The following is a 26,564-nucleotide window of genomic DNA, read 5'->3' as shown; positions in this document are numbered from 1 at the left end:
CCGTGGAGCTGATCGACAGCCACACCCATCTGGACTTTGCCGACTTCGACGCCGACCGCCAGGCGCTGCTGGCGCAAAGCCGCGCGCTGGGGGTCAAGCGCATGGTGGTGCTGGGGGTGTATCAGGCCAACTGGCAGCGGGTCTGGGACCTGGTGCAAAGTGATCCGGACCTGCACGCCGCGTTCGGCTTGCACCCGGTCTATCTCGATCAGCATCGCCCTGCCGACCTCACCGAACTGGCGGACTGGCTGACCCGCCTGGCCGGTCATCGGCAGTTGTGTGCGGTGGGCGAGTTTGGCCTGGATTTTTTTCTGCCAAGCCTGGACCGCCCGCGCCAACAAATGCTGTTTGAAGCACAGCTGCAACTGGCCAGGGATTTTGCCCTTCCGGCGCTGCTGCACGTGCGCCGCAGCCATGCCGCCGTCATCGCCACCTTGAAGCGCTTCAAGCTGCCTCGCGGCGGGATCATCCACGCTTTTGCCGGCAGCCAGGAAGAAGCCCGCGAATACCTGAAGCTCGGCTTCAAGCTCGGCCTGGGCGGGGCCGCCACCTGGCCACAAGCCCTGCGCATGCACAAGGTGATCGCCGGCCTGCCGCTGGACTCAGTGGTACTGGAAACCGATTCGCCGGACATGGCGCCCGCCATGTACCCCGGCCAACGCAATAGCCCGGCTCACCTGCCGGCGATTTGCACGGCGCTGGCCGGGATCATGGCCATCAGCCCCGAACAACTGGCTGCGGCCAGCACCGCCAATGCCTGCCAACTGTTCAATTGGTAACCGCTCAGGCGTGCGCCTTGGCGGCCTGCAGTACCAGATTCAGGTGTTGTCGCTGCCGCGCATAGCGCATCGCCACGAAGTAGATGAGCAGTGCCAGTAACGACACATTCAACTGCTCGATTCCTGTCAACAGCCCCAGCCACTCCATCATCAATGCCACCAGCCAGGCGCTGGCGATCATCAGCCGCAAGCTCGCGCGCAGCATGGCCAGTGAGTCCAGGGCCTTGAGGCGCTTGAGCTGGGTCGGACAACTGAGCTGCAGGCGTTTCTGGCAGTGATGACAGGTAAACGTCTCGTTGATGGCCATGGCATTCAGTTGCCAGGGCTTGAGCACCAGGGTGAACTGACAGTGGGCGCATTGCCCGGTAATTCCTAGGGGGGCAGCTGTCATGAGCGTGTTCCTCGAGGCAGTGGCACATTCGCGGGTGCTAGTAAACGCGCGAACGCCCACTCATTGAAGACTTAAATCCCAGGCGCGCAGTGATTTCTGACTGAAGCCACAGGCAACAGGCACTTGTACTACGGAGCATTCGGAATCAGGCCGACACCAAGTCGGTCTTTGTTCTGAGCCTTACACCCGAAAGGCACTGATCAAGTGCTTCAACTGCACCACCTGGGCCGACAATGCACGGCTGGCATCTTCGGTCTGGTGCGCCCCTTCGGCAGTGCGCTCGCCGGCGCGGTTGATTTCGACGATGTTGCGGTCGATATCGTGGGCCACCGCCGTCTGCTGCTCGACCGCCGCGGCAATCTGCTGGTTCTGATCAACAATCATGCCCACCGCCCCGAGGATGTTGGCCAAGGCCTTCTGCACCTTGTCCGACTGCCCGACGGTGCCGCTGGCCATCTGGTGACTGATCCCCATGGCCTTGACCGCTGCGCCCACGCCACTGTGTAGCCTGGCGATCATCTGCTCGATTTCTTCGGTCGATTGCTGGGTACGCTTGGCCAGGGTGCGCACTTCATCGGCCACCACCGCGAACCCGCGCCCCTGCTCACCGGCACGGGCGGCCTCGATGGCGGCGTTGAGGGCCAGCAGGTTGGTCTGCTCGGCGATGCTCTTGATCACTTCCAGCACCCGGCTGATGGACTGGCTGTCGCTGGCCAACTGGTTGATCACCAGCACCGACGTGTCGATTTCATGAGCCAGTTGCGCAATGCTGCCCTGCTGGGACTCCACCAGACCACGGCCGCTGATGGTTTCGTCGTTGACGCTTTGGGCGCTGTTCACCGCCGTCGCGGCACTGCGCGCGACTTCCTGGGCGGTGGCCGACATCTGGTTCATCGCGGTGGCCACCTGCTCGATCTGCGAGCGCTGCCCGGCCACGGCCTGATTGCTGCGGGCCGACACCGTCTCCACCTGGCCGGCCTGGCGCTCGACTTCGTTGACCGTTTGCCCCACCAGTTCGATCAGGTCGTGAATCTTCGCCACGGTGCCGTTGAACACCTTGCCCAACTCCCCCAGCTCGTCACGACTGTGGGCGGTGAAGGTGACCGTCATGTCGCCTGCGGCGACTTTGTCCATCACCGCACCGAGGCGCTTGAGGGTGGTGCGCGTGGAAACGTAGAAGCCGCCGTAGAGGTAGAAAATCAGCACGAACACCGCCGACAGGGCCACGGCCTGCAGGATCATGTGCGTGCGGTTCTGCTCCAGGCGTTGCTGCAACTGGACACCGAGAAAGCTCAGGGTCGCGTCGTTGAGTTGATAGGTCTGTTGCATCAGGGCGCTGACCTGATCGTAGAAGCCCTGCCAGGGCGCATCGAGAGTATCGGCCATCACCACTTGCTCTTCGAACAGCTCGCTGGCCTGCTTGAGCGTGGCCTGGCTGGCAGTGGCTGCCGGCTCCAGCACCTGACGCGCGGCCTGGCTGGCGCCCAGGGCATCCTGCAGCTTGAGGGCGTACTCGGCCTGGAGCTTTTCCATCTGGGCCAACAGTTCATCGAAGCGGGTGGAGGATGCCGAATTGAGGAACCCCTGCCCCAGGGAAAATGCCCCCATGGCCCGGCCGTCGCCAAGGATCTGGGTGATGCGCGGGGTAACGGTGGTCAGCAGTTCGCTCAGTTGGCGGATATCACTTTGATTGTCCCGGCTCAGGCCCGCCTGGCTGCTGATGATCTGGCCAAAGATCTGCGCGTTGCCCAGCAACTTGGCGATCATCGCGCTTTTGCTCTGCAGGGACTTTTCCGTCTGCTGGGCCTTGAGCGCGGCAAGCATTTCATCGCGCTTGGCGTCGAACAGACTGACCTGCTGCGGGTCGTCGCTCATGGCGCTCAGGTCCTGCAATCGGGTCAGCACCTTTTGCTCCAGGGCGCTGATGGTGGCCTCGATGTCGCCCGCCTTGCCGGATTGACCCAGGGTCGAGTTGATTTGCACCAGGTTGTTCAGGGTCTCCAGGTCGCGCCGCAGCGCCAGGCCACTGCCCAGCAGGTCGAGACTCTGCAATTCAATGCGGGTACCCTGGAACTCGCGATAAGAATCGCGCACCAGATAGAAGTTGGTCACCAGCATTGGCAGCAGGAACAGCACACTGATCAGGCTGAACTTCATACCGAAGCTCAGGCGATTCATCAGGGCCACGGCGGGATAGAGCAAACTCTTCACAAGAAGTCCCCCTTTCATTTCTTATTTTTATAGGCAGGCACGCAGAGAAAGCAGATAGCCACTACGGCGCGCTGCTTCTGTATAGCTTAAATCGGCAGGAGTTTTTGTAACTTAAGGTTAACGAGCCGCAGACTGGGTTGGCGACCGCTTCGCGGTCGGACACAGCCTGCGGGGTCGAATTAGATCAGAACGGTCCAGAGGGCAAAGCCGGCGTACCAGACCACGGCCGCACGCAGCAGCAATTCCCACAATTGATCCAGGCTGTTGATGCCCTCGGGGCCCGCCACGGGGGCCGGGATTTCACCCGCAACCTTGCCGGTTTTTTCGATCAGTTGCGCGGCGCTGATGTTCCAGTTCAACAATTCATGGAGCATCACCCGGCTGACCGCGACAAAGTTGCCCACCAGGGCAAAACTCGCCGCCAGCAGGCGTACCGGCAACCAGTCGAAAGCATGGCGCAACTGCGCCGCACGCTCGGCCACCGCCGGCTGCTGGCTGTGCTCGGCCGCCAAGGCCAGCAAGCGATAACTCAAGGCCGCGACCGGACCCAGCAGGAAGTACCAGAAAATCACCGCAAAAAAGCTCTGATAGGCCTGCCACAGTAAACGGGCTTGCACCTGTTGCAGTAATTGTTCGCCGCTGTCAGCGCCAATACCCAGGTCACGCTGGGCGACATGGGCGGCCGCTTGCAGGTCTTCGCGGCGCCAGGCATCACGAAACGGCCCCAGTTCACCGAGCACGTCGCCCCGGCCCAGGCTGTAGATCACCACCAGCAAATGCACGGGCAAGGCCAGCAGACCGTAGGCCACCGGATCCAGGACCAGCAGCAACAAGCCGAGCAAGGCCACCGGCAACAGCACCAGCAGGACCAGCACCAGCCAGGGTTGGCGGCTCAACCGCGGATGGCTTTCAAGCTTGGTCAATTCGCGCAGCCAACCGCTGTCGCGTTGCACCCGGTGGCGCAGTGCCGAGAACTTCTCGATCCATACGGCCAGCAGTAACACCACAAAACTCATTGTCCTTCCCCTTGTGCCAGGGCGGCGCGGTAACGCGTCCAGTCGAACGCCGGCCCCGGGTCAGTCTTGCGTCCAGGCGCGATGTCGCTGTGGCCCTGGATACGCTCAGTGGTGATCGCCGCAAACGCGCCCTGCAACTGCAGAGTCAAGGCTGTCAGCGCCTGGTACTGGGCGTCGGTGAACGGCAGATCATCGGTGCCCTCCAGCTCGATGCCCAGGGAAAAATCATTACAACCTTCACGCCCCTCGAACAGCGAAACACCGGCATGCCAGGCCCGCTCAAGACAAGAGACAAACTGGGTGACGCTGCCGTCACGTTCGATCAGGAAATGCGCCGACACGCGCAGGTGGGCGATCCCTTCAAAATAGGGATGTTCGGTGACATCCAGGCGGTTCTGGAAAAACGCCTGCACCTTGCCCGTGGCGAACTGCGCCGGCGGCAGGCTGATGTTGTGGATCACCAGCAGGGAAATTTCGCCCGAGGGGCGCGCATTGAAGTTGGGTGAGGGGCAATGACGCACACCGTCAAACCAACCACTCGCGGGGTCCAGCTGCATACAGGTTCCTTCAGCTACGGCTTTGACAGGCGTCAGTATGCCGCGATCACCCCACAGGTGCGATCACTTGCCGCGATTGAGTCGCTGCCTGTGGCGTAATGCCTCGGCCAGGCATTTGTGATCTTGGGTTCACTCCCGGCATGGCCCTATAATCGTGACACTTTGTTTGTGGAGCCCGTTATGCCGAATCTACGCCTCGCCGATCTGACCGCCGAAATCGAAGCCAATGTGCGCCGTGCGCTGCTGGAAGACATCGGTAGCGGCGACATCACTGCACAACTGATTCCGGCCGAGCGCCTGGCCAAAGCCACCATCATTACCCGTGACGCGGCCGTCATCAGCGGCACCGCCTGGGTCGATGCCGTGTTTCGGCAACTGGATCCGCGCGTCGCGGTGCACTGGCAGGTACGTGACGGTGAGCGGGTGAACCCCAATCAACCGTTGTTCCACCTCGAAGGCCCGGCCCGCTCGTTGCTGACCGGTGAGCGCAGTGCACTGAACTTCCTGCAACTGCTGTCGGGGGTTGCCACCCGCGCCCAGTACCTGGCCGACTTCGTTGCCCAGACCCAGGTCAAGCTGCTGGACACCCGCAAGACGCTGCCTGGGCTGCGCCTGGCGCAAAAGTATGCGGTGACCTGTGGTGGCTGCCATAACCACCGTATCGGCCTGTACGACGCCTTCCTGATCAAGGAAAACCATATTGCTGCCAGTGGCGGCATCGCCCAGGCCATTGCCGCCGCACACAAGATCGCCCCGGGCAAACCGGTGGAGGTGGAAGTGGAAAGCCTGGCAGAGCTCAAGGAGGCGCTGGCGGCCGGTGCCGACATCATCATGCTCGACGAGCTGAGCCTGGATGATATGCGCGAAGCGGTACGCCTGAACGGCGGCCAAGCGAAACTGGAGGCCAGCGGTGGGATCAACGAAAGCACGCTGCTGCCAATCGCCGAGACCGGCGTTGACTATATTTCGATCGGTGCAATGACCAAGGATGTGAAGGCGATCGACCTGTCGATGCGTCTGAGCCTCTGAAGCCGTAGGAGCACGGCATTCCGTGCTCCTACGCAGGTGCGGGGTTAAACCACCAGATTGTTCATCTCGCAGTACTCCTGCCACTCGACACCCAGCACCTCAGCCGCTTCCTTGTGCAGCACCAGGCGCGCGGCCTCGAACTCTTCAGGGGTTGAGGTGTACTTGAGCGTCAGTTCCCACGGCTGCAAGCCCTGGGATTCTGCCTCGTCTTCGAAAGCCCACTGGATCTGGTCTTTCTGATCGTCAGCGGGCAAGTCCTTGATCTCTTCAGCCAACTGGGGCGAATCCAGCAGGTAGGACTGCAGCGCTTGCTCGTGCCTGGCTTCTTGGGTCAATGCGTTAACGGTCATGGCGTTCTCTTTGATCTGAGGAATGGAAGATGGGTCTGGATCATCAAGGATCTCTCTGACGCAAATAAACCGCGTGTTGCCTGGTGTATCTGGCCTTCAGAACCATTCGGGATCATTGGAAAACAGGTACTGCCTGGTGCCCGAGACAGGAATCGAACCTGCGACCTTCGCGTTACGAGTGCGCTGCTCTACCGACTGAGCTACACGGGCGGTGGGCTAAACCTAGCACTGACTTTGGGGTCAGGCAACTTCCCCAGCGGTGTCAATTTCTTGCAGGCAAAAAAATACCCCGCAGCGTTCACTGCGGGGCATTTCTCAGAGCGTTGAAGCGGTCAGGCGCAGGGAGTGATTAAACGCCCGAAGCCTTGGCTGCTGCGACGTCTTTGATGGACAGCTTGATACGGCCGCGGTTGTCCACGTCCAGCACCAGTACTTCCACTTCCTGGCCTTCTTTGAGGATGTCGGTCACTTTCTCTACGCGAGCGTCGCTCAGCATCGAGATGTGAACCAGACCGTCCTTGCCTGGCAGGATGTTGACGAATGCGCCGAAGTCGACGATGCGCTCAACCTTGCCCACGTAGATCTTGCCGATCTCGGCTTCTGCGGTGATGCCCAGGACGCGCTGACGAGCAGCTTCAGCCGCTTCCTTGGTTTCGCCGAAGATCTTGATCGAACCGTCGTCTTCGATGTCGATCGAAGCCTTGGTTTCTTCACAGATCGCACGAATGGTCGCGCCGCCTTTACCGATGACATCACGGATTTTGTCGGTGTCGATTTTCATCGCGATCATGGTCGGAGCATTTTCCGACAGTTCGGTGCGGGACTGACCAATGATCTGGTTCATCTGACCGAGGATGTTCAGGCGCGCTTCCAGGGCTTGGCCCAGAGCGATTTCCATGATTTCTTCGGTGATGCCCTTGATCTTGATGTCCATCTGCAGCGCAGTAACACCTTTGGCGGTACCGGCTACTTTGAAGTCCATGTCGCCCAGGTGGTCTTCGTCACCCAGGATGTCGGTCAGAACGGCGAACTTCTCGCCTTCTTTAACCAGACCCATGGCGATACCGGCAACCGGTGCCTTCATTGGCACACCAGCGTCCATCAGGGCCAGGGAAGCGCCGCAAACGGAAGCCATGGAGCTCGAACCGTTGGATTCGGTGATTTCCGACACAACACGGATGGTGTACGGGAACACGTCGGCAGCAGGCAGCATGGCGGCGATCGAACGACGGGCCAGGCGACCGTGACCGATTTCGCGACGACCAGCGCCACCCATGCGACCACACTCACCTACCGAGAACGGAGGGAAGTTGTAGTGCAGCATGAACGGGTCTTTTTTCTCGCCTTCCAGGGTGTCCAGCAGTTGTGCGTCACGGGCGGTGCCCAGCGTTGCAACGACCAGGGCCTGGGTTTCGCCACGGGTGAACAGTGCCGAACCGTGAGTCTTTGGCAGAACGCCGACTTCGATGTTCAGCGGACGTACGGTCTTGGTGTCGCGGCCGTCGATACGCGGCTTGCCGTTGACGATGTTTTCGCGAACGGTGCGGTATTCGATTTCGCCGAAGGCGGCTTTGACTTCAGCGGAAGTCGGTTGGCCTTCTTCACCGGACAGCTTGGCGACGACCTGGTCTTTCAGTTCACCCAGGCGAGCGTAACGGTCGGCCTTGATGGTGATGGTGTAGGCCTGGGAGATGGCTTCACCGAACTCGGCACGGATAGCGCCCAGCAGTGCGGTGGCTTCAGGCTGTGGAGCCCAGGTCCAGGTCGGTTTGGCGGCTTCGGCGGCCAGTTCCTTGACGGCGTTGATCACCACCTGGAACTCGTCGTGGGCAAACAGTACCGCGCCCAGCATCTGGTCTTCGGTCAGCTCTTTGGCTTCCGATTCAACCATCAGTACCGCTTCCGAAGTACCGGCAACGACCATGTCCAGGCTCGACGCTTTCTGTTGTTCGTAAGTCGGGTTCAGCAGGTAGCCGGTGCTTTCGTGGAACGCAACGCGGGCAGCGCCGATCGGGCCATCGAAAGGAATGCCGGAGATGGCCAGGGCCGCCGAGGTACCGATCATCGCAGCGATGTCCGGATCGGTTTTCTTGCTGGTGGAAACGACGGTGCAGACAACCTGCACTTCGTTCATGAAGCCTTCTGGGAACAGCGGACGGATCGGACGGTCGATCAGTCGGGAAGTCAGGGTTTCTTTCTCGGAAGGACGGCCTTCACGCTTGAAGAAACCGCCAGGGATCTTACCGGCAGCGTAAGTCTTTTCCTGGTAGTGAACAGACAGAGGGAAGAAGCCTTTGCCTGGATCGGCTTGCTTGGCGCCAACCACGGTCACCAATACGCTGACGTCGTCGTCAACGGTGACCAATACTGCGCCGGAGGCCTGACGGGCGATACGGCCGGTCTCGAGGGTAACGGTCGACTGACCGAACTGGAATTTTTTGATTACCGGGTTCACGGTGTCCTACCTTCTTTGTGGCTCTTGGGGGAACTGGTTTCTTGCGAAATTCTTGGGCAACGTCGGGAATCGGCCCGACTCAATTGTCCAGGTGCTACTCAGGTAAAGCAGGTATCCAGATAAAACTTGAGGCTGGGAGCCTGCCATGCGCCAGCGGGGAACCCACTGGCGCACGACAGACAACCAACCTCTAGCGCAATCGCTTATTAGCGACGCAGACCCAGGCGACCGATCAGAGTCTGATAACGACCCAGATCCTTGCCTTTCAGGTAGTCCAGCAGCTTACGACGCTGGTTTACCATGCGGATCAGACCACGACGGGAGTGGTGATCTTTACCGTTGGCCTTGAAGTGACCTTGCAGCTTGTTGATGTTGTGGGTCAGCAGTGCAACTTGCACTTCTGGCGAACCAGTGTCACCAACAGCTTGCTGGTAGTCAGCTACGATTTGAGCTTTTTCTTGAACGTCGAGAGCCATGAGGCAATCCTTTTATCAGGAAACTGTTTCAGAAAAACAGTTTCAACAGGCCAGGGACAAATCCCTGTATCTAAAAATGAGTAGTGACCGTGCCTGTTAACAGCCACCCTCGTTCGGTCATTCTGACCGAATCAGTCGACGTGGCGCGATGCGCCCGTCTTCGCTCACTTCACCGATACCGATGAAGCGACCATTGTGATCCTGTACCCGTACCATACCGAACTTCGGTGCATCCGGGGCGCGTACTGGCTGGCCGTTGAGCCAGTAGAACGAGCTGTGCTCCGAGAACTGCAACAGCGGCCAATCCAGCAAGCCACTGTCCGATGGCATCAGGAAACGGTCGACCGCTTCGTTGCCGCCTTCGGCATGTACCGCTTCCAACTCTTCCAGCGTGACCGTCTGGGCCAGGCTGAATGGACCGGCCTGGGTACGTCGCAGTTCTGCCACGTAAGCGCCACAGCCGAGCTGTTCACCAATATCCTCCACCAGGGTACGGATATAGGTGCCTTTGCTGCAATCTACGGCAAAGCGGGCAGTGTCACCTTCAAAGGCCAGCAATTCCAAGCGCGCAATAGTAACAGATCGCGGTTCGCGCTCCACCACTTCGCCTGCTCGTGCCAGCTTGTACAACGGCTGGCCATCGCGTTTGAGGGCCGAGTACATCGGCGGTATCTGACTGATTTTCCCGCGAAAACCGGGCAATACCGCTTCGATATCGGTGCGACCAACGGTCACCGGGCGTTCCTGCAAAACTTCACCCTCGGCATCCGCCGTGGTGGTGGTCTTGCCCAATTGCGCCAGGGTTTCATAACCCTTGTCGGAATCAAGCAGGTATTGCGAGAACTTGGTCGCCTCGCCGAAGCACAGCGGCAACACGCCAGTGGCCAACGGGTCGAGACTGCCGGTGTGGCCAGCCTTTTCGGCATTGAGCAACCAGCGCACCTTCTGCAAGGCCGCGTTGGAGGTGAACCCCAACGGCTTGTCGAGCAGGATGATGCCGCTGACATTACGACGGATACGTTTGACCTGAGCCACCGATTACTCCTTGGTGTCTTCGGTTTCTGCCGCGACCGGGTGCTGATTGTCTTCAGCCACGGCGCGCTCGATCAATGCCGACAGATGGGCACCACGTACGACACTTTCGTCATAGTGGAAGTGCAGCTGGGGAACGCTGCGCAGCTTCATCTCACGAGCCAGCTGCATGCGCAGGAAACCGGCGGCGGAGTTGAGCACCTTGATGCTTTGTGCAATTTCTTCGGCGCTGTCCTGCCCCATCACGGTGATGAAGATCTTGGCGTGACCGACGTCACGGCTGACTTCCACTGCGGTAATGGTGACCAGGCCGACGCGCGGGTCTTTGACTTCACGACGGATCAGTTGTGCAAGCTCGCGCTGCATCTGATCGCCGATGCGTTGGGTACGGCTATATTCTTTTGCCATGTCTTGTTACCTGTTACTGCCCCACGGTGAAACCCGTGAGGTCTGAAAGCGGCAAACGCCCGGCCTGACAAAAGCCAGACCGGGCGTTGCGTTTAGAGTCCTGGTAACGAGCTGCGCATTTGCATGCAACGACCCGTCACGGCTCCTGAAGTGCGCGAATTAGAGGCTGCGAGCAACCTGCACCTTCTCGAAGACTTCGATCTTGTCACCGACCTTGACGTCGTTGTAGCTCTTCACGCCGATACCGCATTCCATGCCGGCACGTACTTCGGAAGCGTCATCCTTGAAGCGGCGCAGGGATTCCAGCTCGCCTTCGAAGATAACGATGTCTTCACGCAGTACACGGATCGGACGGTTACGGTGCACAACACCTTCGATAACCATGCAACCGGCGATCGCGCCAAACTTCGGCGAACGGAACACGTCACGCACTTCGGCGATACCCAGGATGTTCTCGCGAACATCGCTGCCGAGCATACCGGTCAGGGCTTTCTTGACGTCTTCGATGATGTCGTAGATCACGTTGTAGTAACGCATATCCAGACCTTCCTGCTCGACGATCTTGCGCGCGCCAGCATCGGCACGCACGTTGAAGCCGAACAGGACAGCGTTGGAGGCCAGTGCCAGGTTGGCGTCGGACTCGGTGATACCACCGACACCACCACCGACTACACGCACTTGCACTTCGTCGTTACCCAGGCCGTTCAAGGCACCGTTCAACGCTTCCAACGAACCACGAACGTCAGATTTGAGGACGATGTTAAGCGTCTTCTTCTCTTCCTGGCCCATGTTCTCGAAGATGTTTTCCAGCTTGCCTGCGTGAGCACGAGCCAGTTTGACTTCACGGAACTTGCCTTGACGGAACAGAGCCACTTCACGGGCTTTCTTCTCGTCGGCAACCACGCTCATCTCGTCGCCAGCGTCCGGGGTACCGTCCAGGCCGAGGATCTCGACAGGGATGGAAGGACCGGCTTCCTTGATTGGCTTGCCGTTCTCGTCGAGCATGGCACGTACACGGCCATAGTTCGAACCAACCAGAACCATGTCGCCTTGGCGCAGGGTACCGTCTTGAACCAGAACGGTTGCCACCGGGCCACGACCTTTGTCCAGACGCGATTCAACCACAACACCACGACCTGGGGCCGATGGGGTTGCTTTCAGTTCGAGAACTTCGGCTTGCAGCAGGACGGCTTCGAGCAGTTCGTCTACACCGGTACCGACTTTCGCCGAAACCGAAACGAATGGCGTATCACCGCCCCACTCTTCCGACGTCACGCCGTGAACCGACAGTTCGCTACGGATGCGGTCGAGATCGGCGCCCGGCTTGTCGATTTTGTTCACTGCAACGACCAGAGGAACACCAGCGGCCTTGGCGTGCTGGACAGCTTCAATGGTCTGCGGCATCACGCCGTCGTCCGCTGCAACTACCAGGATCACGATGTCGGTCGCCTTGGCACCACGGGCACGCATGGCGGTAAACGCGGCGTGACCAGGGGTGTCAAGGAAGGTGACCATGCCGCGTTCGGTTTCAACGTGGTAAGCACCGATGTGCTGGGTGATACCGCCGGCTTCGCCTGCAGCTACCTTGGCACGACGGATGTAGTCGAGCAGCGAGGTCTTACCGTGGTCAACGTGGCCCATTACGGTCACGACTGGCGCACGGGAGAAGGTCTCACCTTCAAACTTCAGGGACTCGGCCAGGGAGTCTTCCAGGGCGGTGTCGCTGACCAGGGTCACTTTGTGGCCCAGTTCTTCGGCTACCAGTTGAGCAGTTTCCTGATCAAGCACTTGGTTGATGGTCGCTGGAGTACCCAGTTTGAACATGAACTTGATGATTTCAGCAGCCTTGACCGACATCTGCTGGGCGAGATCGCCCACAGTGATGGTCTCGCCGATCTTCACTTCACGCACGACAGGGCCGGTTGGGCTCTGGAAACCGTGGGCGTTGCGTTTTTTCAGCTTGGTCTTGCCGCGACCACCACGACGGAAGCTGTCGCTTTCTTCGTCGGTAGTACGTGGCGCAACACGTGGAGCAGGCGCTTTTTCCTTGACCGAAGCACGATGCGGAGCGTTTTTGCGCTCACCATCGCCACTGCCACGACGATTGTTATCGTCTGCACGTGGTTTGTCCGGACGGCGCTGTTCGTTCTGCTTGTTGCGAACGTCAGCAGACGGTGCTGGAGCGGCAGCCACCGGTGCGCTCTCACGCACTGGCTCGGCAGCCGCAGCAGGCGCTGCAACAGCGCCGGAAGTAGCGGTTTGCGCAGCAGCAGGCTGGCGACGCGCTTCTTCTTCGGCGCGACGCTTGGCTTCTTCTTCAGCCTTCTGACGTGCAGCATTTTCTACTGCGCGACGTTCTTCCAGTTCGCGTTTGCGCTCGGCTTCGATTTCTTCCGGGCTGCGCTGTACGAAGACTTTCTTCTTGCGTACTTCAACGCTGATGCTTTTGCTGCCAGCAACACGCAGGGTGCTGGTGGTTTTACGCTGCAACGTGATCTTGCGCGGTTCTTCCACTTTCGCCTTGTGGCTGCTTTTCAAGTGTGTCAGCAAAGATTGCTTCTCACTATCGGTCACATGTTCCTCGGCGGCGGTGTGCGGCAGACCTGCCTCACGCATCTGCTGCAGCAGGCGCTCTACCGGTGTTTTGACCTCATCGGCCAGTTGTTTCACCGTGACTTGCGTCATGCACTTCTCTCCTCAGGCCGCGCCTATTACTCGAACCAATGGGCTCGGGCGGCCATGATCAACTTGCCGGCACGATCATCGTCAATGCCGTCGATGTCGAGCAGGTCGTCAATAGACTGCTCGGCCAGGTCTTCGCGGGTAATTACGCCGCGCACCGCCAGTTCCATCGCCAAATCCTTGTCCATACCCTCAAGCGAGAGCAGGTCTTCGGCCGGATGGGCGTCTGCCAGCTTTTCCTCAGTAGCGATGGCTTTAGTCAACAAACGATCCTTGGCCCGAGCGCGAAGCTCGTTGACGGTGTCTTCGTCAAAGCCGTCGATGTTGAGCATTTCTTCCAACGGTACGTAGGCAATCTCTTCCAGGCTGGTGAAGCCTTCATCTACCAGCACCTGTGCCAGGTCTTCGTCGACTTCCAGCTCGTCGATGAAGTTGCGCAGGATGTCGCCGGTTTCTGCTTGCTGCTTAGCCTGGATGTCCGATTCGGTCATCACGTTCAGGGTCCAGCCAGTCAACTGGCTAGCCAGACGCACGTTCTGACCACCGCGACCGATGGCCTGAGCCAGATTGTCTGCGCCAACGGCGATGTCCATGGCATGGGCATCTTCGTCAACGATAATTGCCGCAACCTCAGCCGGGGACATGGCGTTGATCACGAACTGCGCCGGGTTGTCGTCCCACAGAACGATATCCACACGCTCACCGCCCAACTCACCGGACACTGCCTGGACGCGCGAACCGCGCATACCAATGCAAGCGCCCTGCGGGTCGATGCGTTTGTCTTTCGAGCGGACCGCGATCTTGGCACGCGAGCCCGGGTCACGGGAGGCCGCCATTACTTCGATCAGACCTTCAGCGATTTCCGGCACTTCAATGCGGAACAACTCGATCAGCATTTCCGGCGCGGTACGCGACAGGATCAGCTGTGGGCCGCGGTTTTCAGTGCGGATTTCCTTGAGCAGCGCACGCAGACGCACGCCCACCCGGAAGGTTTCGCGAGAAATGATGTCTTCACGGGCCAGCAACGCCTCGGCGTTGTTGCCCAGGTCGACGATCACGTTGTCGCGGGTGACTTTTTTCACGGTGCCGGAGATGATTTCCCCCAGACGCTCGCGATAGGCATCAACCACTTGTGCGCGTTCTGCTTCGCGAACTTTCTGCACAATGACTTGCTTGGCAGTCTGTGCCGCGATACGGCCGAACTCGATCGACTCGATCTTCTCTTCGACGACATCGCCAACCTGGGCGCCCGGATGCGTTTGCGCAACCTTGCTCGGCCAGGTTTCGATGGCCGGGTCGTCCAGGTCTGCTTCTTCGACGACCGTCCAGCGACGGAAAGTCTCGTAAGCACCGGTGTGGCGATTGATTTCCACACGCAGATCGACTTCGTCCTCGAACCGCTTCTTGGTAGCAGTGGCCAGAGCCAGCTCCAGCGCTTCAAAAATTACGTTAGCCGGTACGCCCTTTTCATTGGATACCGACTCAACAACCAGCAGTACTTCTTTGCTCATCGTACGCCTCGCCTTTCGCAAGCCATTGGATCCGCGGGATCCGCAGTTTCTGGCACGTCTCAGTCAAAACTGGGAATAATGTTGGCCTTGTCGATCATATCGATCGGCAACAGGAACTCATGGTCTTCAACCTGCACCACGACGTCCTGCTCTTCTACGCCGCGCAGAAGGCCCTGAAAGTTGCGTCGACCTTCAAAAGGCGAGCGCAGCTTGATCTTCACTTGTTCACCGGCAAATTTTGCAAACTGCTCAATAGTGAACAGCGGGCGTTCCATGCCAGGCGAGGAAACTTCAAGGGTGTACTCAACGGCGATCGGATCTTCAACATCCAGCACACCGCTGATCTGACGGCTGACGATGGCGCAATCGTCCACCAGCACGCCGCCCTCTTTATCGATATAAACGCGCAACATTGAGTGGCGACCTTGAGCCGAAAACTCAATACCCCAGCATTCATAGCCTAGGGCCACGACCACCGGGGCCAGCAAGGCCTGCAACTGTTCTAGCTTGCTCGACACCTGAACCCCCTCGTGCATGTATGTGCATGCTTTGCAAAATAAAAAAATGGGCGAAACGCCCATCCCTGAAACGCCGTCGAATAGCGGCGCTGAAAGTGTCCAGCTAACAAAAAGCCCCTTAAAAGGGGCTCCTGAAACTGGTTGCGGGGGCCGGATTTGAACCGACGACCTTCGGGTTATGAGCCCGACGAGCTACCAGACTGCTCCACCCCGCGACAAAGCTGGGGCGGAAGTATACGACCGATCCCTGACAGGGTCAATGTAACCTTCCACCTACAAGAAAGCCCGCAACAGCGGGCTCTCCTGATAATTGGTACCGAGAAGGGGACTCGAACCCCTACACCCTATGGGCACAACCACCTCAAGGTTGCGTGTCTACCAATTCCACCACCTCGGCAATACTACGTTTGAAACCCTTCTTACTTTTGCTCTTGAGCTGGAGGTACGTCAGTCGCATTGGTTGCCGACTTTTGCTCTTCAAGCACCGGTACATCATCAGAAGCCGGCTTTTGCACTGGCACTTCGAGAACCGCCGGGTTTGGCAAACCTACTTGAGTCAGCTGTTGAGCTTTCTCTTTAGCAAAGTAACCCAACCCTAAGCTGGTTATGAAGAAACCTGCGGCAAGTATAGCAGTAAACTTACTAAGAAAGGTAGAGGAACCTTGGCTTCCGAACACAGTATTTGAAGCACCTGCTCCGAAAGACGCGCCAGCGTCCGCACCTTTACCCTGCTGCAGCAATACCAGAGCAACTACGCCCAACGCACCCAGCAGATGAAAAACGACTACGACTGTTTCCAGCATTTTTTCAGTTTCCCGCGGCGCGAATAATCGCACCGAACTCATCTGCATTCAGGGAAGCCCCACCAATGAGCCCCCCATCGATATCCGGCATGCCGAACAGTTCGACCGCATTGGCCGCCTTCACGCTGCCGCCGTATAGAAGCCGCACACCTTGTGCGACTTCAGAATTTTTTGCCGCCAACTGCGCGCGAATGGCTGCATGCACATCCTGCGCCTGTTGCGGCGAAGCAGTCAGCCCGGTGCCAATAGCCCAGACCGGCTCGTAAGCAATGACTGCCTTGGCAAAGACACCAACACCCAGCTCCTCGATGATGCTGTCCAGCTGACGCCCGACAACCTCAAGAGTTTTTCCGGCTTCACGCTGCTCGAGGGTTTCCCCTACACACAACACCGGAGTCAAGCCACATGCCTGTGCCGCTGCGAACTTGCGAATCAGCACCACGTCCTGCTCGCCCATTATCTGGCGGCGCTCGGAGTGCCCTACAAGCACCAGGGAACACCCTGCATCCACTAGCTGACTCGGCGAAACCTCACCAGTCAGCGCACCTTGCATGGATTCCACCGCAGAATTCTGCGCACCGACCAAAATCGACTTTCCTTCCAAGCCATCAACCACTCGGCTGATAAACAAGCAAGGTGGGAATACCGCGACGTCAACACCGCTTGGCAAGGCCAGATGACCAAGGCCTTCGATCAGCTCAGCGACGCTGGCGCGGGTACCGTGCATCTTCCAGTTACCAGCTACCATAGGGCGACGCATGCTGTACCTCGTCGGTCAAAGTGGGCGCAGATGTTACCCAACCACATCATTGCTGGCAAGCCGAATTCAGGCAGAAACTTCAGCAACCAGTTTTGCCAGCTCTTCAGCGTATCCACGAACCAGGGTTTCATCCTCGCCTTCGACCATGACACGCACCAGCGGCTCGGTACCAGACTTGCGCAGCAAGACCCGGCCACGCCCAACCATTGCCTTGGTTACGCGAGCGCTGGCCTCCTTGACAGCCGCGTGCCCCACAGGATTTACCCCTCCTGCAAAACGCACATTGATCAAGACCTGAGGGCACTTACGCAGCGCCTGGCGCGCCTGGGCGAGCCCTTCGTCGCGATCCTTCAAGGCCATCAGCACCTGCAACGCAGCAATGATTGCATCACCGGTGGTGGTGTGATTGAAGCAAACGATATGCCCGGAGTTTTCACCCCCGACCTTCCAGCCGCGCTCCAACAGGTCGGCAATCACGTAGCGGTCACCGACATTGGCCCGTACAAACGGGATTTTCAGCTCTTCCAGGGCCAGTTCCAACCCCAGGTTACTCATCAGTGTGCCCACTACCCCGCCCTGCAGGATGTCACGCTCGTGCAGATCACGGGCAATGATGAACAACAGCTCATCACCGTCGACGATCGCCCCCGTGTGATCAACCATCAGCACCCGATCGCCATCGCCATCGAAGGCAATACCCAGGTCAGCATGCTCAGCCAGGACCGCAGCCTGCAGCTGTCCCATATGGGTCGAGCCGCAGTTGTCATTGATGTTCAGGCCATTGGGCTGTGCAGAGAGCACCACCACTTCGGCGCCGAGCTCGCGAAAGACACTCGGCGCAACCTTGTACACCGCGCCGTGGGCGCAATCGATGACAACTTTCAGCCCGGAAAAGCTAGTGCCGGTGGGCACACTGCTTTTGCAGAACTCAATGTAGCGACCGGACGCATCATTGATACGCGACACTTTGCCGATCTTGCTCGACTCGACCACAGTCATCGGGGTATCGAGCAGCTCTTCGATCATCAGCTCGATTTCGTCCGGCAGCTTGGTACCCTGCCCGGAGAAAAACTTGATGCCGTTATCGTCATGGGGATTGTGCGAGGCGCTGATCACAATGCCGGCTTCGGCATGAAAGGTACGCGTCAGGTAGGCGATGGCGGGCGTAGGCATCGGCCCCAGCAGCATTACATCAGCCCCGGCGGACGTCAGCCCGGCCTCGAGAGCCGATTCGAACATGTATCCGGAGATACGCGTGTCCTTGCCGACCAGGACTTTGCAGGCACCCATTTTCCGGAACGCCATACCCGCAGCCCAGCCGAGCTTAAGCATGAAATCAGGAGTAATCGGGTAGGTACCGACCCGACCACGAATACCGTCGGTGCCAAAATATTTTTTAGTCATAAGTACTCCAACATTCTTATTCGGCTGATTCTACCGCTGCGATCATTCGCACTACGTCCACAGTTTCAGCGACGTCATGCACGCGCAGGATTCGCGCGCCCTTGACCATCGCCAGCGCCGCCAACGCGAGGCCGCCATGCAGTCGTTCGCCCACCGGGCGATTAAGCGCTTGCCCAATCATGCTTTTGCGCGACACCCCAACCAGCAGTGGGCACCCCAACGCACGCAGGGCCTCCATATGCTTGAACAGGCTCAAATTGTGCTGCAGGTTTTTCGCGAATCCAAATCCGGGATCCAGAATGATCCGCTCGGCAGGGATACCGACCGCAGCACACTGCGCCATGCGCTCGGCGAGAAAGTCTGCGACTTCCCGCGTTACATCAGCATAGTGAGGATTGTCCTGCATATCCCCCGGCTCACCCAGCATATGCATCAGGCACACCGGCAGACCGGTAGCCGCAGCAGCATCCAGCGCACCGTCTCGCCGCAGCGAGCGAACATCATTGATCAGTCCCGCACCCAGGCGCGCCGTTTCACGCATGACCGCAGGCGTGGAGGTATCGACCGAAATAATCACATCTAGTTCACAGTGTATTCGCTCGACAATCGGCGCTACCCGCTCGAGCTCCTCCAGCGGTGAGACCGCCCGCGCACCCGGCCGGGTCGACTCACCACCGACATCAATCAAGGTAGCGCCCGCGGACACCATTGCCTCAGCATGCCTCAGCGCAGCATCAAGCTGACTGAAACGACCGCCGTCGGAGAAAGAATCAGGAGTGACATTCAGAATGCCCATGACATGCGTATGGGCCAAATCAAGAACCCGGTTGCCGCAAGGCAACCGGGTCGAGGACTGTGCAAGAGTCATTTCAAACCTTAGACGTCAGCAGCCGGGCCGCCGATAGGGGTTTGCGGACGCTCATCCTGAACCACAGGAGGCGTACCGGAAGTGCCGGTACCACCGGACCAGTCACGCGGCTCACGCGGCGTGCGACCGGCCATGATGTCGTCGATCTGATCAGCATCGATGGTTTCGTACTTCATCAGCGCATCAGCCATCGCGTCGAGCTTGTCGCGGTTGTCCGTCAGGATCTGCTTCGCGGTGCCGTAGCACTGGTCAATGATGCTGCGCACTTCGGAGTCGATCAGCTTCGCCGTCTCGCCCGAGAAACTGGCGTGTTGACCGCCGCCGCCACGACCGAGGAATACTTCACCCTCTTCTTCGGCGTACATCAGGGGACCAAGCTTTTCCGACAGGCCCCACTTGGTCACCATATTCCGGGCAATCTGGCTGGCACGCATAATATCGTTCGAGGCACCGGTGGTGACGCCGTCGAAGCCCAGAGTCATCTCTTCGGCGATACGGCCGCCATACAGCGAACAGATCTGGCTGATCAGCGCACGTTTGGACAGGCTGTAGCGATCTTCTTCCGGCAGGAACATGGTCACACCCAGCGCACGACCACGAGGAATGATCGAGACCTTGTAGACCGGATCGTGCTCAGGCACGACACGACCGACGATCGCGTGACCCGCTTCGTGATAAGCGGTGTTCTGCTTTTCTTTCTCGGACATGACCATGGATTTGCGCTCGGCGCCCATCATGATCTTGTCCTTGGCCAGTTCGAATTCCTTCATCTCGACGATGCGCTTGCCGGTACGGGCAGCGAACAGCGATGCCTCATTCACCAGGTTGGCCAGGTCGGCACCGGAGAAGCCCGGGGTACCACGAGCGATCACCGCCGGAGCAACGTCGTCACCCATCGGCACTTTACGCATGTGAACCTTGAGGATCTGCTCGCGACCACGGATGTCTGGCAGGCCGACCACTACCTGGCGGTCAAAACGGCCCGGACGCAGCAACGCCGGGTCGAGTACGTCCGGACGGTTGGTCGCGGCAATGACGATGATGCCGTCATTCATCTCGAAGCCGTCCATCTCCACCAGCAACTGGTTGAGGGTCTGCTCACGCTCGTCGTGACCACCACCCATGCCGGCACCACGATGGCGACCGACAGCGTCGATTTCATCGATGAAGATGATGCAAGGTGCGTGTTTTTTCGCCTGCTCGAACATATCGCGAACACGGCTGGCGCCCACACCGACGAACATTTCGACGAAGTCGGAACCGGAGATAGTGAAGAACGGCACCTTGGCTTCGCCGGCAATGGCCTTGGCCAGCAGGGTCTTACCGGTACCTGGCGGGCCAACCATCAGTACGCCACGGGGAATACGGCCACCCAGGCGCTGGAACTTGCCCGGATCACGCAGGAACTCAACCAGTTCGCCAACTTCTTCCTTGGCTTCATCGCACCCTGCGACGTCGGCCAGGGTGGTTTTCACCTGATCTTCGGAGAGCAGGCGTGCCTTGCTCTTGCCGAAGCTCATCGGCCCGCCCTTGCCGCCTGCACCGCCCTGCATCTGACGCATGAAGAACATGAACACGGCGATGATCACCAGGATCGGGAAGCTGGCAACCAGCAGCTGGGTCCAGATGCTTTGCTGTTCAGGCTGCTTGCCTTCAACTGCCACATGGTTGTCCACGAGGTCGCCGATCAGACCGTTGTCCTGAATAGCCGGACGAATGGTCTTGAAGCTGTCGCCATCAGTGCGCTTGCCAGTGATGACATAGCCATCCACAGCTACGCGCTCGACCTTGCCATCCTTGACCTGCTGGATGAAGTCGGAATAGTTGAGGGTCTGCGGCTCGTTAGGGCTGGAGAAGTTGTTCATCACCGTCACCAGGACAGCCGCGATGATCAACCACAGGATAAGATTCTTTGCCATATCGTTCAATTAACTACCCTCTGAAGCAAGCTCCGCAACTGGCGCGCGCTTCGCATGATATTCACCGGCCTAACTTACTACATTACCTACAGCTCTGGCAGGCGCCGTCTGTAACCCTTTGTGAAACACTTTCTACACAATATTCGCTAATGCTTGTGAGACGAAATATTAAAAACCTATCACCCCGCAAAAAATCGCGCCTTACTCACTCCGGCCACGGTAGCCCCAAGCCAGCATGTATTGCTCGCGGGAACTGCCACGGGAAGAGTCCGGCTTGATCATCTGGACCTTGTCGAATTTCCGACGAGCGTCCTTCACGTAAGCATCAAACCCTTCACCCTGAAAAACCTTGATCACGAAATTGCCACCGGGCTTGAGTATCCGAGCCGCCAAATCAAGCGCCAGCTCGCAAAGAAACATGGCTTTTGGCATGTCAACTTCAGGCGTACCACTCATATTGGGGGCCATATCGGAAATCACAAGGTCCACCGGCGAATTACCCACAGCTTCAAGAATCTGAGCGAGCACTGCGTCCTGGGTGAAGTCACCCTGGATAAAAGTCACGTCCGGAATGCTGTCCATTTCCAGGATATCCGAGGCGATCAGACGCCCCTGACCACCAATCAGCCGACTAGTGACCTGCGACCAGCCACCGGGCGCTGCCCCCAGGTCGACAACAGTCATGCCGGGACGGATCAGCTTGTATTTCTCCTGGACCTCCAGAAGCTTGTAACTCGCACGGGAGCGGTAGCCATCCTTCTGCGCCTGCTTCACATAGGGATCATTGACATGTCTTTTCAGCCAACCAAGGCTTGTCTTGGAACGCGCCATTGGGCACCTCGATAATAAGGGTCGTGATTAATTGGGCGGATCCACGAACCCTCGGGTAAAATGGCCGCCATTTTACAGAATCCAGACGAAAGGGTCAGATTATGCCGCTCACTCAAGAGCAGAAGAAACAGTACAAATCCATTGGCCACCATCTGAAACCAGTTTTGACTGTGGCTGACAACGGTTTGACTGAAGGTGTGTTAGCCGAACTGGAACGCGCTTTGGCGGATCACGAGCTGATCAAAATCAAGCTAAACATCCTCGATCGCGAGTCGCGCCTGGCGCACATTGCAGAACTGTGCAAGGTCGGCAAAGCGGATCTGGTACAGGTCATCGGCAAGATGGCACTGGTTTACCGCAAGAACTTCAGCGTCAACAAGCAGCTGTCGAACGTTCATCGCTTCAAGTGATGAAAAGGGTCAAGGGTGTGCTTCGCGCACCCTGCCACTCCACCCCGGCACCGGCTGCACCACCAGAACCAGCCCGGAAAATCCTAGCACCAGATAACTGAACACCTGCCAGCGCTGCGCATCCGGCCAGCCAACACGCACTGCGACAAACATCGCACACGCATACAGCGCCATCAACAGCACCTGCCCGCGAAAATCCCGCCATAGACTGGCAAGGCCCTTGGCCTGTACCAGCACCAAAGCCTGAAAAATCACGCATGCGGCGGAAAAACCCACCACCAGCACTTCAAATGCACTGGCGACTTCATCGATCAGCAGCGGCGCCAGGCCAATCTTGCCCAACACCGGCTGCAGACCTATATGCAGCAGCCACAGGCCGCCAACCCACAACATCTGGGTCAGCTGCCAAAGCATTGCGCCCGCACGCAGCGGGCGCCAGCCTTCAGATATGGCGGACTTCGACAATCTCATACTCGATCACGCCACCAGGCGTCTTGACCGCCACCACATCACCCTCTTCCTTGGCAATCAAGGCGCGGGCCAAGGGCGAACCGACGGAAATCTTGCCGAGTTTGAAGTCAGCCTCGTCCTCACCCACGATGTGGTAAGTAACGCGCTCATCCGTCTCGACGTTGGCGATTTCCACGGTAGTGCCGAAAATCACTTTGCCGGTGTGCGGGATGCTCGTGACATCGATGATGACCTGGTTCTGAATCCGGCCTTCAATGTCACGAATCCGCGCCTCGACCATACCCTGCTGCTCGCGGGCAGCGTGGTACTCAGCATTTTCCTTCAAGTCACCCAACTCACGGGCCGTACCGATGTCCTGGCTAAGCTTTGGACGTACGACCTTGGTCAGGTGAGCGTGCTCTTCTTCCAGGGCGCGCGCGCCCTGGACGGTCATTGGGTATTTGATCATGCCTTCAATCCTGCGTGTAGATCCTGCAAGCGGCGCACGGTCTTCTCGGGACCGAACTTCAACGCTTCGCAGATGGCTTCGCCAGCAGCAATGGTGGTGGTGCAGTAGATCTTGTGCTGCAAGGCATTACGACGAATGGAATAGGAGTCAGCGATCGACTGACGACCTTCAGTGGTGTTGATGATCAGCGTGACTTCGTCATTTTTGATCATGTCGACCACGTGCGGACGACCTTCGGTCACCTTGTTCACACGACGTACTTTCAGGCCTGCGGCCTCGATCAGCTTGGCAGTCCCGGCAGTGGCAACCACTTCGAAGCCCAAGTTGATCAGATCACGCGCCACGCCTGCAACCAGCGGCTTGTCGTCGTCACGCACGCTGATGAACGCGGTACCGCCGGTCGGCAGTACTTCGCTGGCGCCCATCTGGGCCTTGGCGAACGCTTCACCGAAGGTGTCACCCACACCCATCACTTCACCCGTGGACTTCATCTCTGGGCCAAGGATTGGGTCAACGCCAGGGAATTTGGCGAATGGGAACACCGCCTCTTTCACGCTGTAGAAGTTAGGAATGATTTCCTTGGTGAAGCCGATTTCCTTCAGGGTCTTACCGGCCATCACGCGAGCCGCGATCATGGCCAGGGAAACACCGATGCACTTGGACACGAACGGCACGGTACGCGAAGCACGCGGATTGACTTCGATCACGTAGATGTCGTCGCCCTGCAGCGCCAACTGTACGTTCATCAAGCCAACCACGCCCAGTTCCAGGGCCATTTTTTTGACCTGTTCGCGCATCTCGTCCTGGATGTGTGCCGGCAGCGAGTACGGCGGCAGCGAGCACGCAGAGTCACCGGAGTGAACGCCGGCCTGCTCGATGTGCTGCATGATCGCGCCGATCACCACGTCGGTGCCGTCGCAGACCGCATCCACGTCCATTTCGATGGCGCAGTTGAGGAAGTGGTCGAGCAGTACCGGGCTGTCGTTGGACACTTTCACCGCGTCACGCAGGTAGCGCTTGAGCTCTTCTTCTTCGTAGACGATTTCCATCGCACGGCCGCCCAGCACATAGGACGGACGCACCACCAGCGGGTAACCGATCTTGCCGGCGGCGCGAATGGCTTCGTCTTCGCTGCGCACGGTGGCGTTAGGCGGCTGACGCAGATTCAGGCGCTCGACCATCTGCTGGAAGCGCTCACGGTCTTCGGCGCGGTCGATGGCGTCAGGGCTGGTGCCGATGATCGGTACGCCGGCCTCTTCAAGGGCGCGCGCCAGTTTCAGCGGGGTCTGGCCGCCGTACTGGACGATCACACCTTTTGGCTTCTCGACGCGGACGATTTCCAGCACATCTTCCAGGGTCACTGGCTCGAAGTACAGGCGATCGGAAGTGTCGTAGTCAGTGGAAACGGTTTCCGGGTTGCAGTTGACCATGATGGTCTCGTACCCGTCGTCGCGCAGCGCCAGTGCCGCGTGAACGCAGCAGTAGTCGAACTCGATGCCCTGGCCGATACGGTTTGGACCGCCGCCCAGAATCATGATCTTGTCGCGACCCGATGGCGCAGCCTCGCACTCCTCCTCGTAGGTCGAGTACAGGTAGGCGGTGTCGGTGGCGAACTCGGCCGCGCAGGTGTCGACGCGCTTGTAGACCGGGTACACCTCGAGCTTGTGGCGGTGACGGCGCAGGGCCTTCTCGGTCACACCCAGCAGCTTGGCCAGGCGCATATCGGAGAAGCCTTTGCGCTTGAGACGGAACATCAGGTCGCGGTCGATGCTGGTCAGACCCAGGGTCTTGACCTTCTCTTCGTCCTTGATCAGATCTTCCATCTGCACCAGGAACCAACGATCGATCATGGTCATGCTGAAGATGTCGTCAACACTCATGCCGGCGCGCATTGCGTCCGCCACGTACCAGATACGCTCGGCACCCGGCACGGTCAGCTCGCGCTTGAGTACGCTCATGCTTTCCGGGTTGCTCAGGTCAACTTTCTCATCCAGGCCGCAGACGCCGACTTCCAGGCCGCGCAGGGCTTTCTGTAGGGATTCCTGGAAGGTCCGGCCGATGGCCATGACTTCACCAACCGACTTCATCTGCGTGGTCAGGCGCGCGTCAGCCTTGGCGAATTTCTCGAAGGCGAAGCGTGGCAGCTTGGTCACGACGTAATCGATGGACGGTTCGAAGGACGCCGGGGTCTTGCCGCCGGTGATGTCGTTCGACAGCTCATCGAGGGTGTAGCCCACCGCCAGCTTGGCCGCGACCTTGGCGATCGGGAAGCCGGTAGCCTTGGAAGCCAGTGCCGAGGAACGGGACACACGCGGGTTCATCTCGATGACAACCATGCGGCCTGTGTCCGGGCAGATGCCGAACTGCACGTTGGAACCACCGGTTTCCACGCCGATCTCGCGAAGTACCGCCAGGGAGGCGTTACGCAGGATCTGGTATTCCTTGTCCGTCAGGGTCTGTGCTGGCGCAACAGTGATCGAGTCACCGGTGTGCACGCCCATCGGGTCGAAGTTTTCGATCGAGCAGACGATGATGCAGTTGTCCTTCTTATCGCGGACAACCTCCATTTCGTACTCTTTCCAGCCGATCAGGGATTCGTCGATCAGCAGTTCCTTGGTCGGCGACAGGTCCAGGCCACGGGCGCAGATCTCTTCGAACTCTTCACGGTTGTAAGCGATACCACCACCGGTGCCGCCCATGGTGAAGGACGGACGGATAATGCACGGGAAGCCCAGCTTCTCGAGGACCGCATTGGCCTCTTCCATGCTGTGGGCGATACCGGAACGCGGGCAGTCCAGGCCGATGGATTTCATCGCCTTGTCGAAACGCGAACGGTCTTCAGCCTTGTCGATGGTGTCGGCGTTGGCGCCGATCATTTCCACACCGAATTTTTCCAGAACGCCTTCGCGCTCCAGGTCCAGGGCGCAGTTCAGCGCGGTCTGGCCGCCCATGGTCGGCAGCAGCGCGTCGGGACGCTCTTTCTCGATGATCTTGGCAACGGTCTGCCACTTGATCGGTTCGATGTAGGTGGCGTCGGCCATGGCCGGGTCGGTCATGATGGTGGCTGGGTTGGAGTTCACCAGGATGACGCGGTAACCCTCTTCGCGCAGGGCCTTGCAGGCCTGGGCGCCGGAGTAGTCGAATTCGCAGGCCTGGCCGATAACGATCGGGCCAGCGCCGAGAATCAGGATGCTTTTAATGTCTGTACGTTTTGGCATGGGTTTGTCACTCAAAT

Annotated in this window: 24 protein-coding genes and 3 tRNA genes; 3 read left to right on the top strand and 24 right to left on the bottom strand. The window is 58.9% G+C overall.

The window, feature by feature from the left end; translation table 11 throughout:
* Positions 1–2: 2 nt before the first annotated feature.
* The gene (locus AACY45_RS16105; RefSeq protein ID WP_339546382.1) at positions 3–779 is read left to right on the top strand and encodes a TatD family hydrolase; all 777 of its coding nucleotides are present in this window, start codon (positions 3–5) and stop codon (positions 777–779) included.
* Positions 780–783: 4 nt separating this feature from the next.
* Here AACY45_RS16105 and AACY45_RS16100 read toward each other — a convergent pair whose 3' ends face one another.
* The 4 genes from AACY45_RS16100 to ampD form a co-directional block, all read right to left on the bottom strand.
* Positions 784–1,170 (bottom strand): hypothetical protein, encoded by a 387-nt coding sequence (locus AACY45_RS16100; RefSeq protein ID WP_339546381.1) that lies wholly within the window; start codon positions 1,168–1,170, stop codon positions 784–786.
* A 180-nt stretch (positions 1,171–1,350) separates the two neighbouring features.
* On the bottom strand, positions 1,351–3,381 hold the full coding sequence (locus tag AACY45_RS16095) for a methyl-accepting chemotaxis protein (protein ID WP_339546380.1): 2,031 nt from the start codon (positions 3,379–3,381) through the stop codon (positions 1,351–1,353).
* Positions 3,382–3,560: 179 nt separating this feature from the next.
* Complete coding sequence (ampE, locus tag AACY45_RS16090) at positions 3,561–4,397, bottom strand: regulatory signaling modulator protein AmpE (protein WP_339546379.1); 837 nt, start codon at positions 4,395–4,397, stop codon at positions 3,561–3,563.
* Positions 4,394–4,954, bottom strand: a complete 561-nt coding sequence (gene ampD / locus AACY45_RS16085; protein ID WP_339546378.1) for a 1,6-anhydro-N-acetylmuramyl-L-alanine amidase AmpD — start codon at positions 4,952–4,954, stop codon at positions 4,394–4,396. Before ampD ends, ampE begins: the two co-directional genes overlap by 4 nt.
* A 180-nt stretch (positions 4,955–5,134) precedes the next feature.
* On the opposite strand from ampD, the gene nadC reads away from it, so the two are divergent.
* The gene (gene nadC, locus AACY45_RS16080; RefSeq protein WP_339546377.1) at positions 5,135–5,983 is read left to right on the top strand and encodes a carboxylating nicotinate-nucleotide diphosphorylase; all 849 of its coding nucleotides are present in this window, start codon (positions 5,135–5,137) and stop codon (positions 5,981–5,983) included.
* 44 nt (positions 5,984–6,027) lie between these two features.
* Here nadC and AACY45_RS16075 read toward each other — a convergent pair whose 3' ends face one another.
* From AACY45_RS16075 to rlmE, 17 genes are all read right to left on the bottom strand, one after another.
* Positions 6,028–6,333, bottom strand: coding sequence for a DUF6388 family protein (locus tag AACY45_RS16075; protein WP_339546375.1), 306 nt, complete (start codon positions 6,331–6,333; stop codon positions 6,028–6,030).
* Between the two features lie 134 nt (positions 6,334–6,467).
* A tRNA-Thr gene (locus AACY45_RS16070) sits at positions 6,468–6,543 on the bottom strand.
* A gap of 139 nt (positions 6,544–6,682) precedes the next feature.
* Positions 6,683–8,788, bottom strand: coding sequence for a polyribonucleotide nucleotidyltransferase (gene pnp, locus AACY45_RS16065; protein WP_166591400.1), 2,106 nt, complete (start codon positions 8,786–8,788; stop codon positions 6,683–6,685).
* A 206-nt stretch (positions 8,789–8,994) separates the two neighbouring features.
* Positions 8,995–9,264 (bottom strand): 30S ribosomal protein S15, encoded by a 270-nt coding sequence (rpsO, locus tag AACY45_RS16060; RefSeq protein ID WP_003177875.1) that lies wholly within the window; start codon positions 9,262–9,264, stop codon positions 8,995–8,997.
* Positions 9,265–9,381: 117 nt separating this feature from the next.
* Positions 9,382–10,299 (bottom strand): tRNA pseudouridine(55) synthase TruB, encoded by a 918-nt coding sequence (gene truB / locus AACY45_RS16055; protein WP_339546372.1) that lies wholly within the window; start codon positions 10,297–10,299, stop codon positions 9,382–9,384.
* 3 nt (positions 10,300–10,302) lie between these two features.
* Entirely contained in the window at positions 10,303–10,704 is a 402-nt protein-coding gene (gene rbfA, locus AACY45_RS16050) for a 30S ribosome-binding factor RbfA (protein ID WP_339546371.1), read from the bottom strand.
* 159 nt (positions 10,705–10,863) lie between these two features.
* Positions 10,864–13,389 (bottom strand): translation initiation factor IF-2, encoded by a 2,526-nt coding sequence (infB, locus tag AACY45_RS16045; protein WP_339546369.1) that lies wholly within the window; start codon positions 13,387–13,389, stop codon positions 10,864–10,866.
* A gap of 26 nt (positions 13,390–13,415) precedes the next feature.
* Positions 13,416–14,897, bottom strand: a complete 1,482-nt coding sequence (gene nusA, locus AACY45_RS16040; protein ID WP_071485563.1) for a transcription termination factor NusA — start codon at positions 14,895–14,897, stop codon at positions 13,416–13,418.
* Positions 14,898–14,956: 59 nt separating this feature from the next.
* Complete coding sequence (gene rimP / locus AACY45_RS16035; protein WP_159987310.1) at positions 14,957–15,415, bottom strand: ribosome maturation factor RimP; 459 nt, start codon at positions 15,413–15,415, stop codon at positions 14,957–14,959.
* 138 nt (positions 15,416–15,553) lie between these two features.
* Positions 15,554–15,630: transfer RNA gene (locus tag AACY45_RS16030), tRNA-Met, on the bottom strand.
* Between the two features lie 96 nt (positions 15,631–15,726).
* Positions 15,727–15,812, bottom strand: a tRNA-Leu gene (locus tag AACY45_RS16025).
* Positions 15,813–15,834: 22 nt separating this feature from the next.
* Positions 15,835–16,218 carry a preprotein translocase subunit SecG gene (secG, locus tag AACY45_RS16020; protein WP_095081642.1) on the bottom strand — a complete coding sequence of 128 codons (384 nt, stop codon included), beginning with the start codon at positions 16,216–16,218 and terminating at the stop codon, positions 15,835–15,837.
* Positions 16,219–16,222: 4 nt separating this feature from the next.
* Positions 16,223–16,978 (bottom strand): triose-phosphate isomerase, encoded by a 756-nt coding sequence (gene tpiA, locus AACY45_RS16015; RefSeq protein ID WP_339546365.1) that lies wholly within the window; start codon positions 16,976–16,978, stop codon positions 16,223–16,225.
* A 66-nt stretch (positions 16,979–17,044) separates the two neighbouring features.
* On the bottom strand, positions 17,045–18,382 hold the full coding sequence (gene glmM / locus AACY45_RS16010; RefSeq protein ID WP_339546364.1) for a phosphoglucosamine mutase: 1,338 nt from the start codon (positions 18,380–18,382) through the stop codon (positions 17,045–17,047).
* 16 nt (positions 18,383–18,398) lie between these two features.
* The gene (gene folP, locus AACY45_RS16005) at positions 18,399–19,250 is read right to left on the bottom strand and encodes a dihydropteroate synthase (RefSeq protein WP_339546363.1); all 852 of its coding nucleotides are present in this window, start codon (positions 19,248–19,250) and stop codon (positions 18,399–18,401) included.
* Positions 19,251–19,258: 8 nt separating this feature from the next.
* Entirely contained in the window at positions 19,259–21,169 is a 1,911-nt protein-coding gene (gene ftsH / locus AACY45_RS16000) for an ATP-dependent zinc metalloprotease FtsH (protein ID WP_339546362.1), read from the bottom strand.
* A gap of 201 nt (positions 21,170–21,370) precedes the next feature.
* On the bottom strand, positions 21,371–22,000 hold the full coding sequence (rlmE, locus tag AACY45_RS15995; RefSeq protein WP_339546361.1) for a 23S rRNA (uridine(2552)-2'-O)-methyltransferase RlmE: 630 nt from the start codon (positions 21,998–22,000) through the stop codon (positions 21,371–21,373).
* A gap of 101 nt (positions 22,001–22,101) precedes the next feature.
* Here rlmE and AACY45_RS15990 point away from each other — a divergent pair, with 101 nt between their 5' ends.
* Positions 22,102–22,410: a YhbY family RNA-binding protein gene (locus AACY45_RS15990; protein ID WP_201228024.1), complete on the top strand. Its 309-nt coding sequence runs from the start codon at positions 22,102–22,104 to the stop codon at positions 22,408–22,410.
* Between the two features lie 9 nt (positions 22,411–22,419).
* On the opposite strand, the gene AACY45_RS15985 is transcribed toward AACY45_RS15990, so the two are convergent.
* The 3 genes from AACY45_RS15985 to carB are packed head-to-tail and all read right to left on the bottom strand — an operon-like array spanning position 22,420 to position 26,547.
* Positions 22,420–22,824 carry an MFS transporter gene (locus AACY45_RS15985; RefSeq protein WP_339546359.1) on the bottom strand — a complete coding sequence of 135 codons (405 nt, stop codon included), beginning with the start codon at positions 22,822–22,824 and terminating at the stop codon, positions 22,420–22,422.
* A gap of 28 nt (positions 22,825–22,852) precedes the next feature.
* Positions 22,853–23,329, bottom strand: coding sequence for a transcription elongation factor GreA (gene greA / locus AACY45_RS15980; RefSeq protein ID WP_166591409.1), 477 nt, complete (start codon positions 23,327–23,329; stop codon positions 22,853–22,855).
* Positions 23,326–26,547, bottom strand: a complete 3,222-nt coding sequence (gene carB / locus AACY45_RS15975; RefSeq protein ID WP_339546358.1) for a carbamoyl-phosphate synthase large subunit — start codon at positions 26,545–26,547, stop codon at positions 23,326–23,328. Before carB ends, greA begins: the two co-directional genes overlap by 4 nt.
* Between the last annotated feature and the right edge of the window lie 17 nt (positions 26,548–26,564).

The organism is Pseudomonas sp. RA_35y_Pfl2_P32, assembly GCF_963970735.1.
GTDB lineage: Bacteria > Pseudomonadota > Gammaproteobacteria > Pseudomonadales > Pseudomonadaceae > Aquipseudomonas.
The sequence above is the reverse complement of the archived record's forward strand: the minus strand, read 5'-3'. Positions and strand labels throughout refer to the sequence as shown.

What these genes read in the sequence shown, in the direction of transcription:
- AACY45_RS16100 (WP_339546381.1), bottom strand. Translation starts at nt 1,170, where the DNA reads ATGACAGCTGCCCCCCTAGGAATTACCGGGCAATGCGCCCACTGTCAG.
- ampE (WP_339546379.1), bottom strand. Translation starts at nt 4,397, where the DNA reads ATGAGTTTTGTGGTGTTACTGCTGGCCGTATGGATCGAGAAGTTCTCG.
- ampD (WP_339546378.1), bottom strand. Translation starts at nt 4,954, where the DNA reads ATGCAGCTGGACCCCGCGAGTGGTTGGTTTGACGGTGTGCGTCATTGC.
- nadC (WP_339546377.1), top strand. Translation starts at nt 5,135, where the DNA reads ATGCCGAATCTACGCCTCGCCGATCTGACCGCCGAAATCGAAGCCAAT.
- AACY45_RS16075 (WP_339546375.1), bottom strand. Translation starts at nt 6,333, where the DNA reads ATGACCGTTAACGCATTGACCCAAGAAGCCAGGCACGAGCAAGCGCTG.
- rpsO (WP_003177875.1), bottom strand. Translation starts at nt 9,264, where the DNA reads ATGGCTCTCGACGTTCAAGAAAAAGCTCAAATCGTAGCTGACTACCAG.
- rbfA (WP_339546371.1), bottom strand. Translation starts at nt 10,704, where the DNA reads ATGGCAAAAGAATATAGCCGTACCCAACGCATCGGCGATCAGATGCAG.
- infB (WP_339546369.1), bottom strand. Translation starts at nt 13,389, where the DNA reads ATGACGCAAGTCACGGTGAAACAACTGGCCGATGAGGTCAAAACACCG.
- nusA (WP_071485563.1), bottom strand. Translation starts at nt 14,897, where the DNA reads ATGAGCAAAGAAGTACTGCTGGTTGTTGAGTCGGTATCCAATGAAAAG.
- secG (WP_095081642.1), bottom strand. Translation starts at nt 16,218, where the DNA reads ATGCTGGAAACAGTCGTAGTCGTTTTTCATCTGCTGGGTGCGTTGGGC.
- tpiA (WP_339546365.1), bottom strand. Translation starts at nt 16,978, where the DNA reads ATGCGTCGCCCTATGGTAGCTGGTAACTGGAAGATGCACGGTACCCGC.
- glmM (WP_339546364.1), bottom strand. Translation starts at nt 18,382, where the DNA reads ATGACTAAAAAATATTTTGGCACCGACGGTATTCGTGGTCGGGTCGGT.
- folP (WP_339546363.1), bottom strand. Translation starts at nt 19,250, where the DNA reads ATGACTCTTGCACAGTCCTCGACCCGGTTGCCTTGCGGCAACCGGGTT.
- ftsH (WP_339546362.1), bottom strand. Translation starts at nt 21,169, where the DNA reads ATGGCAAAGAATCTTATCCTGTGGTTGATCATCGCGGCTGTCCTGGTG.
- rlmE (WP_339546361.1), bottom strand. Translation starts at nt 22,000, where the DNA reads ATGGCGCGTTCCAAGACAAGCCTTGGTTGGCTGAAAAGACATGTCAAT.
- AACY45_RS15990 (WP_201228024.1), top strand. Translation starts at nt 22,102, where the DNA reads ATGCCGCTCACTCAAGAGCAGAAGAAACAGTACAAATCCATTGGCCAC.
- AACY45_RS15985 (WP_339546359.1), bottom strand. Translation starts at nt 22,824, where the DNA reads ATGCTTTGGCAGCTGACCCAGATGTTGTGGGTTGGCGGCCTGTGGCTG.
- greA (WP_166591409.1), bottom strand. Translation starts at nt 23,329, where the DNA reads ATGATCAAATACCCAATGACCGTCCAGGGCGCGCGCGCCCTGGAAGAA.
- carB (WP_339546358.1), bottom strand. Translation starts at nt 26,547, where the DNA reads ATGCCAAAACGTACAGACATTAAAAGCATCCTGATTCTCGGCGCTGGC.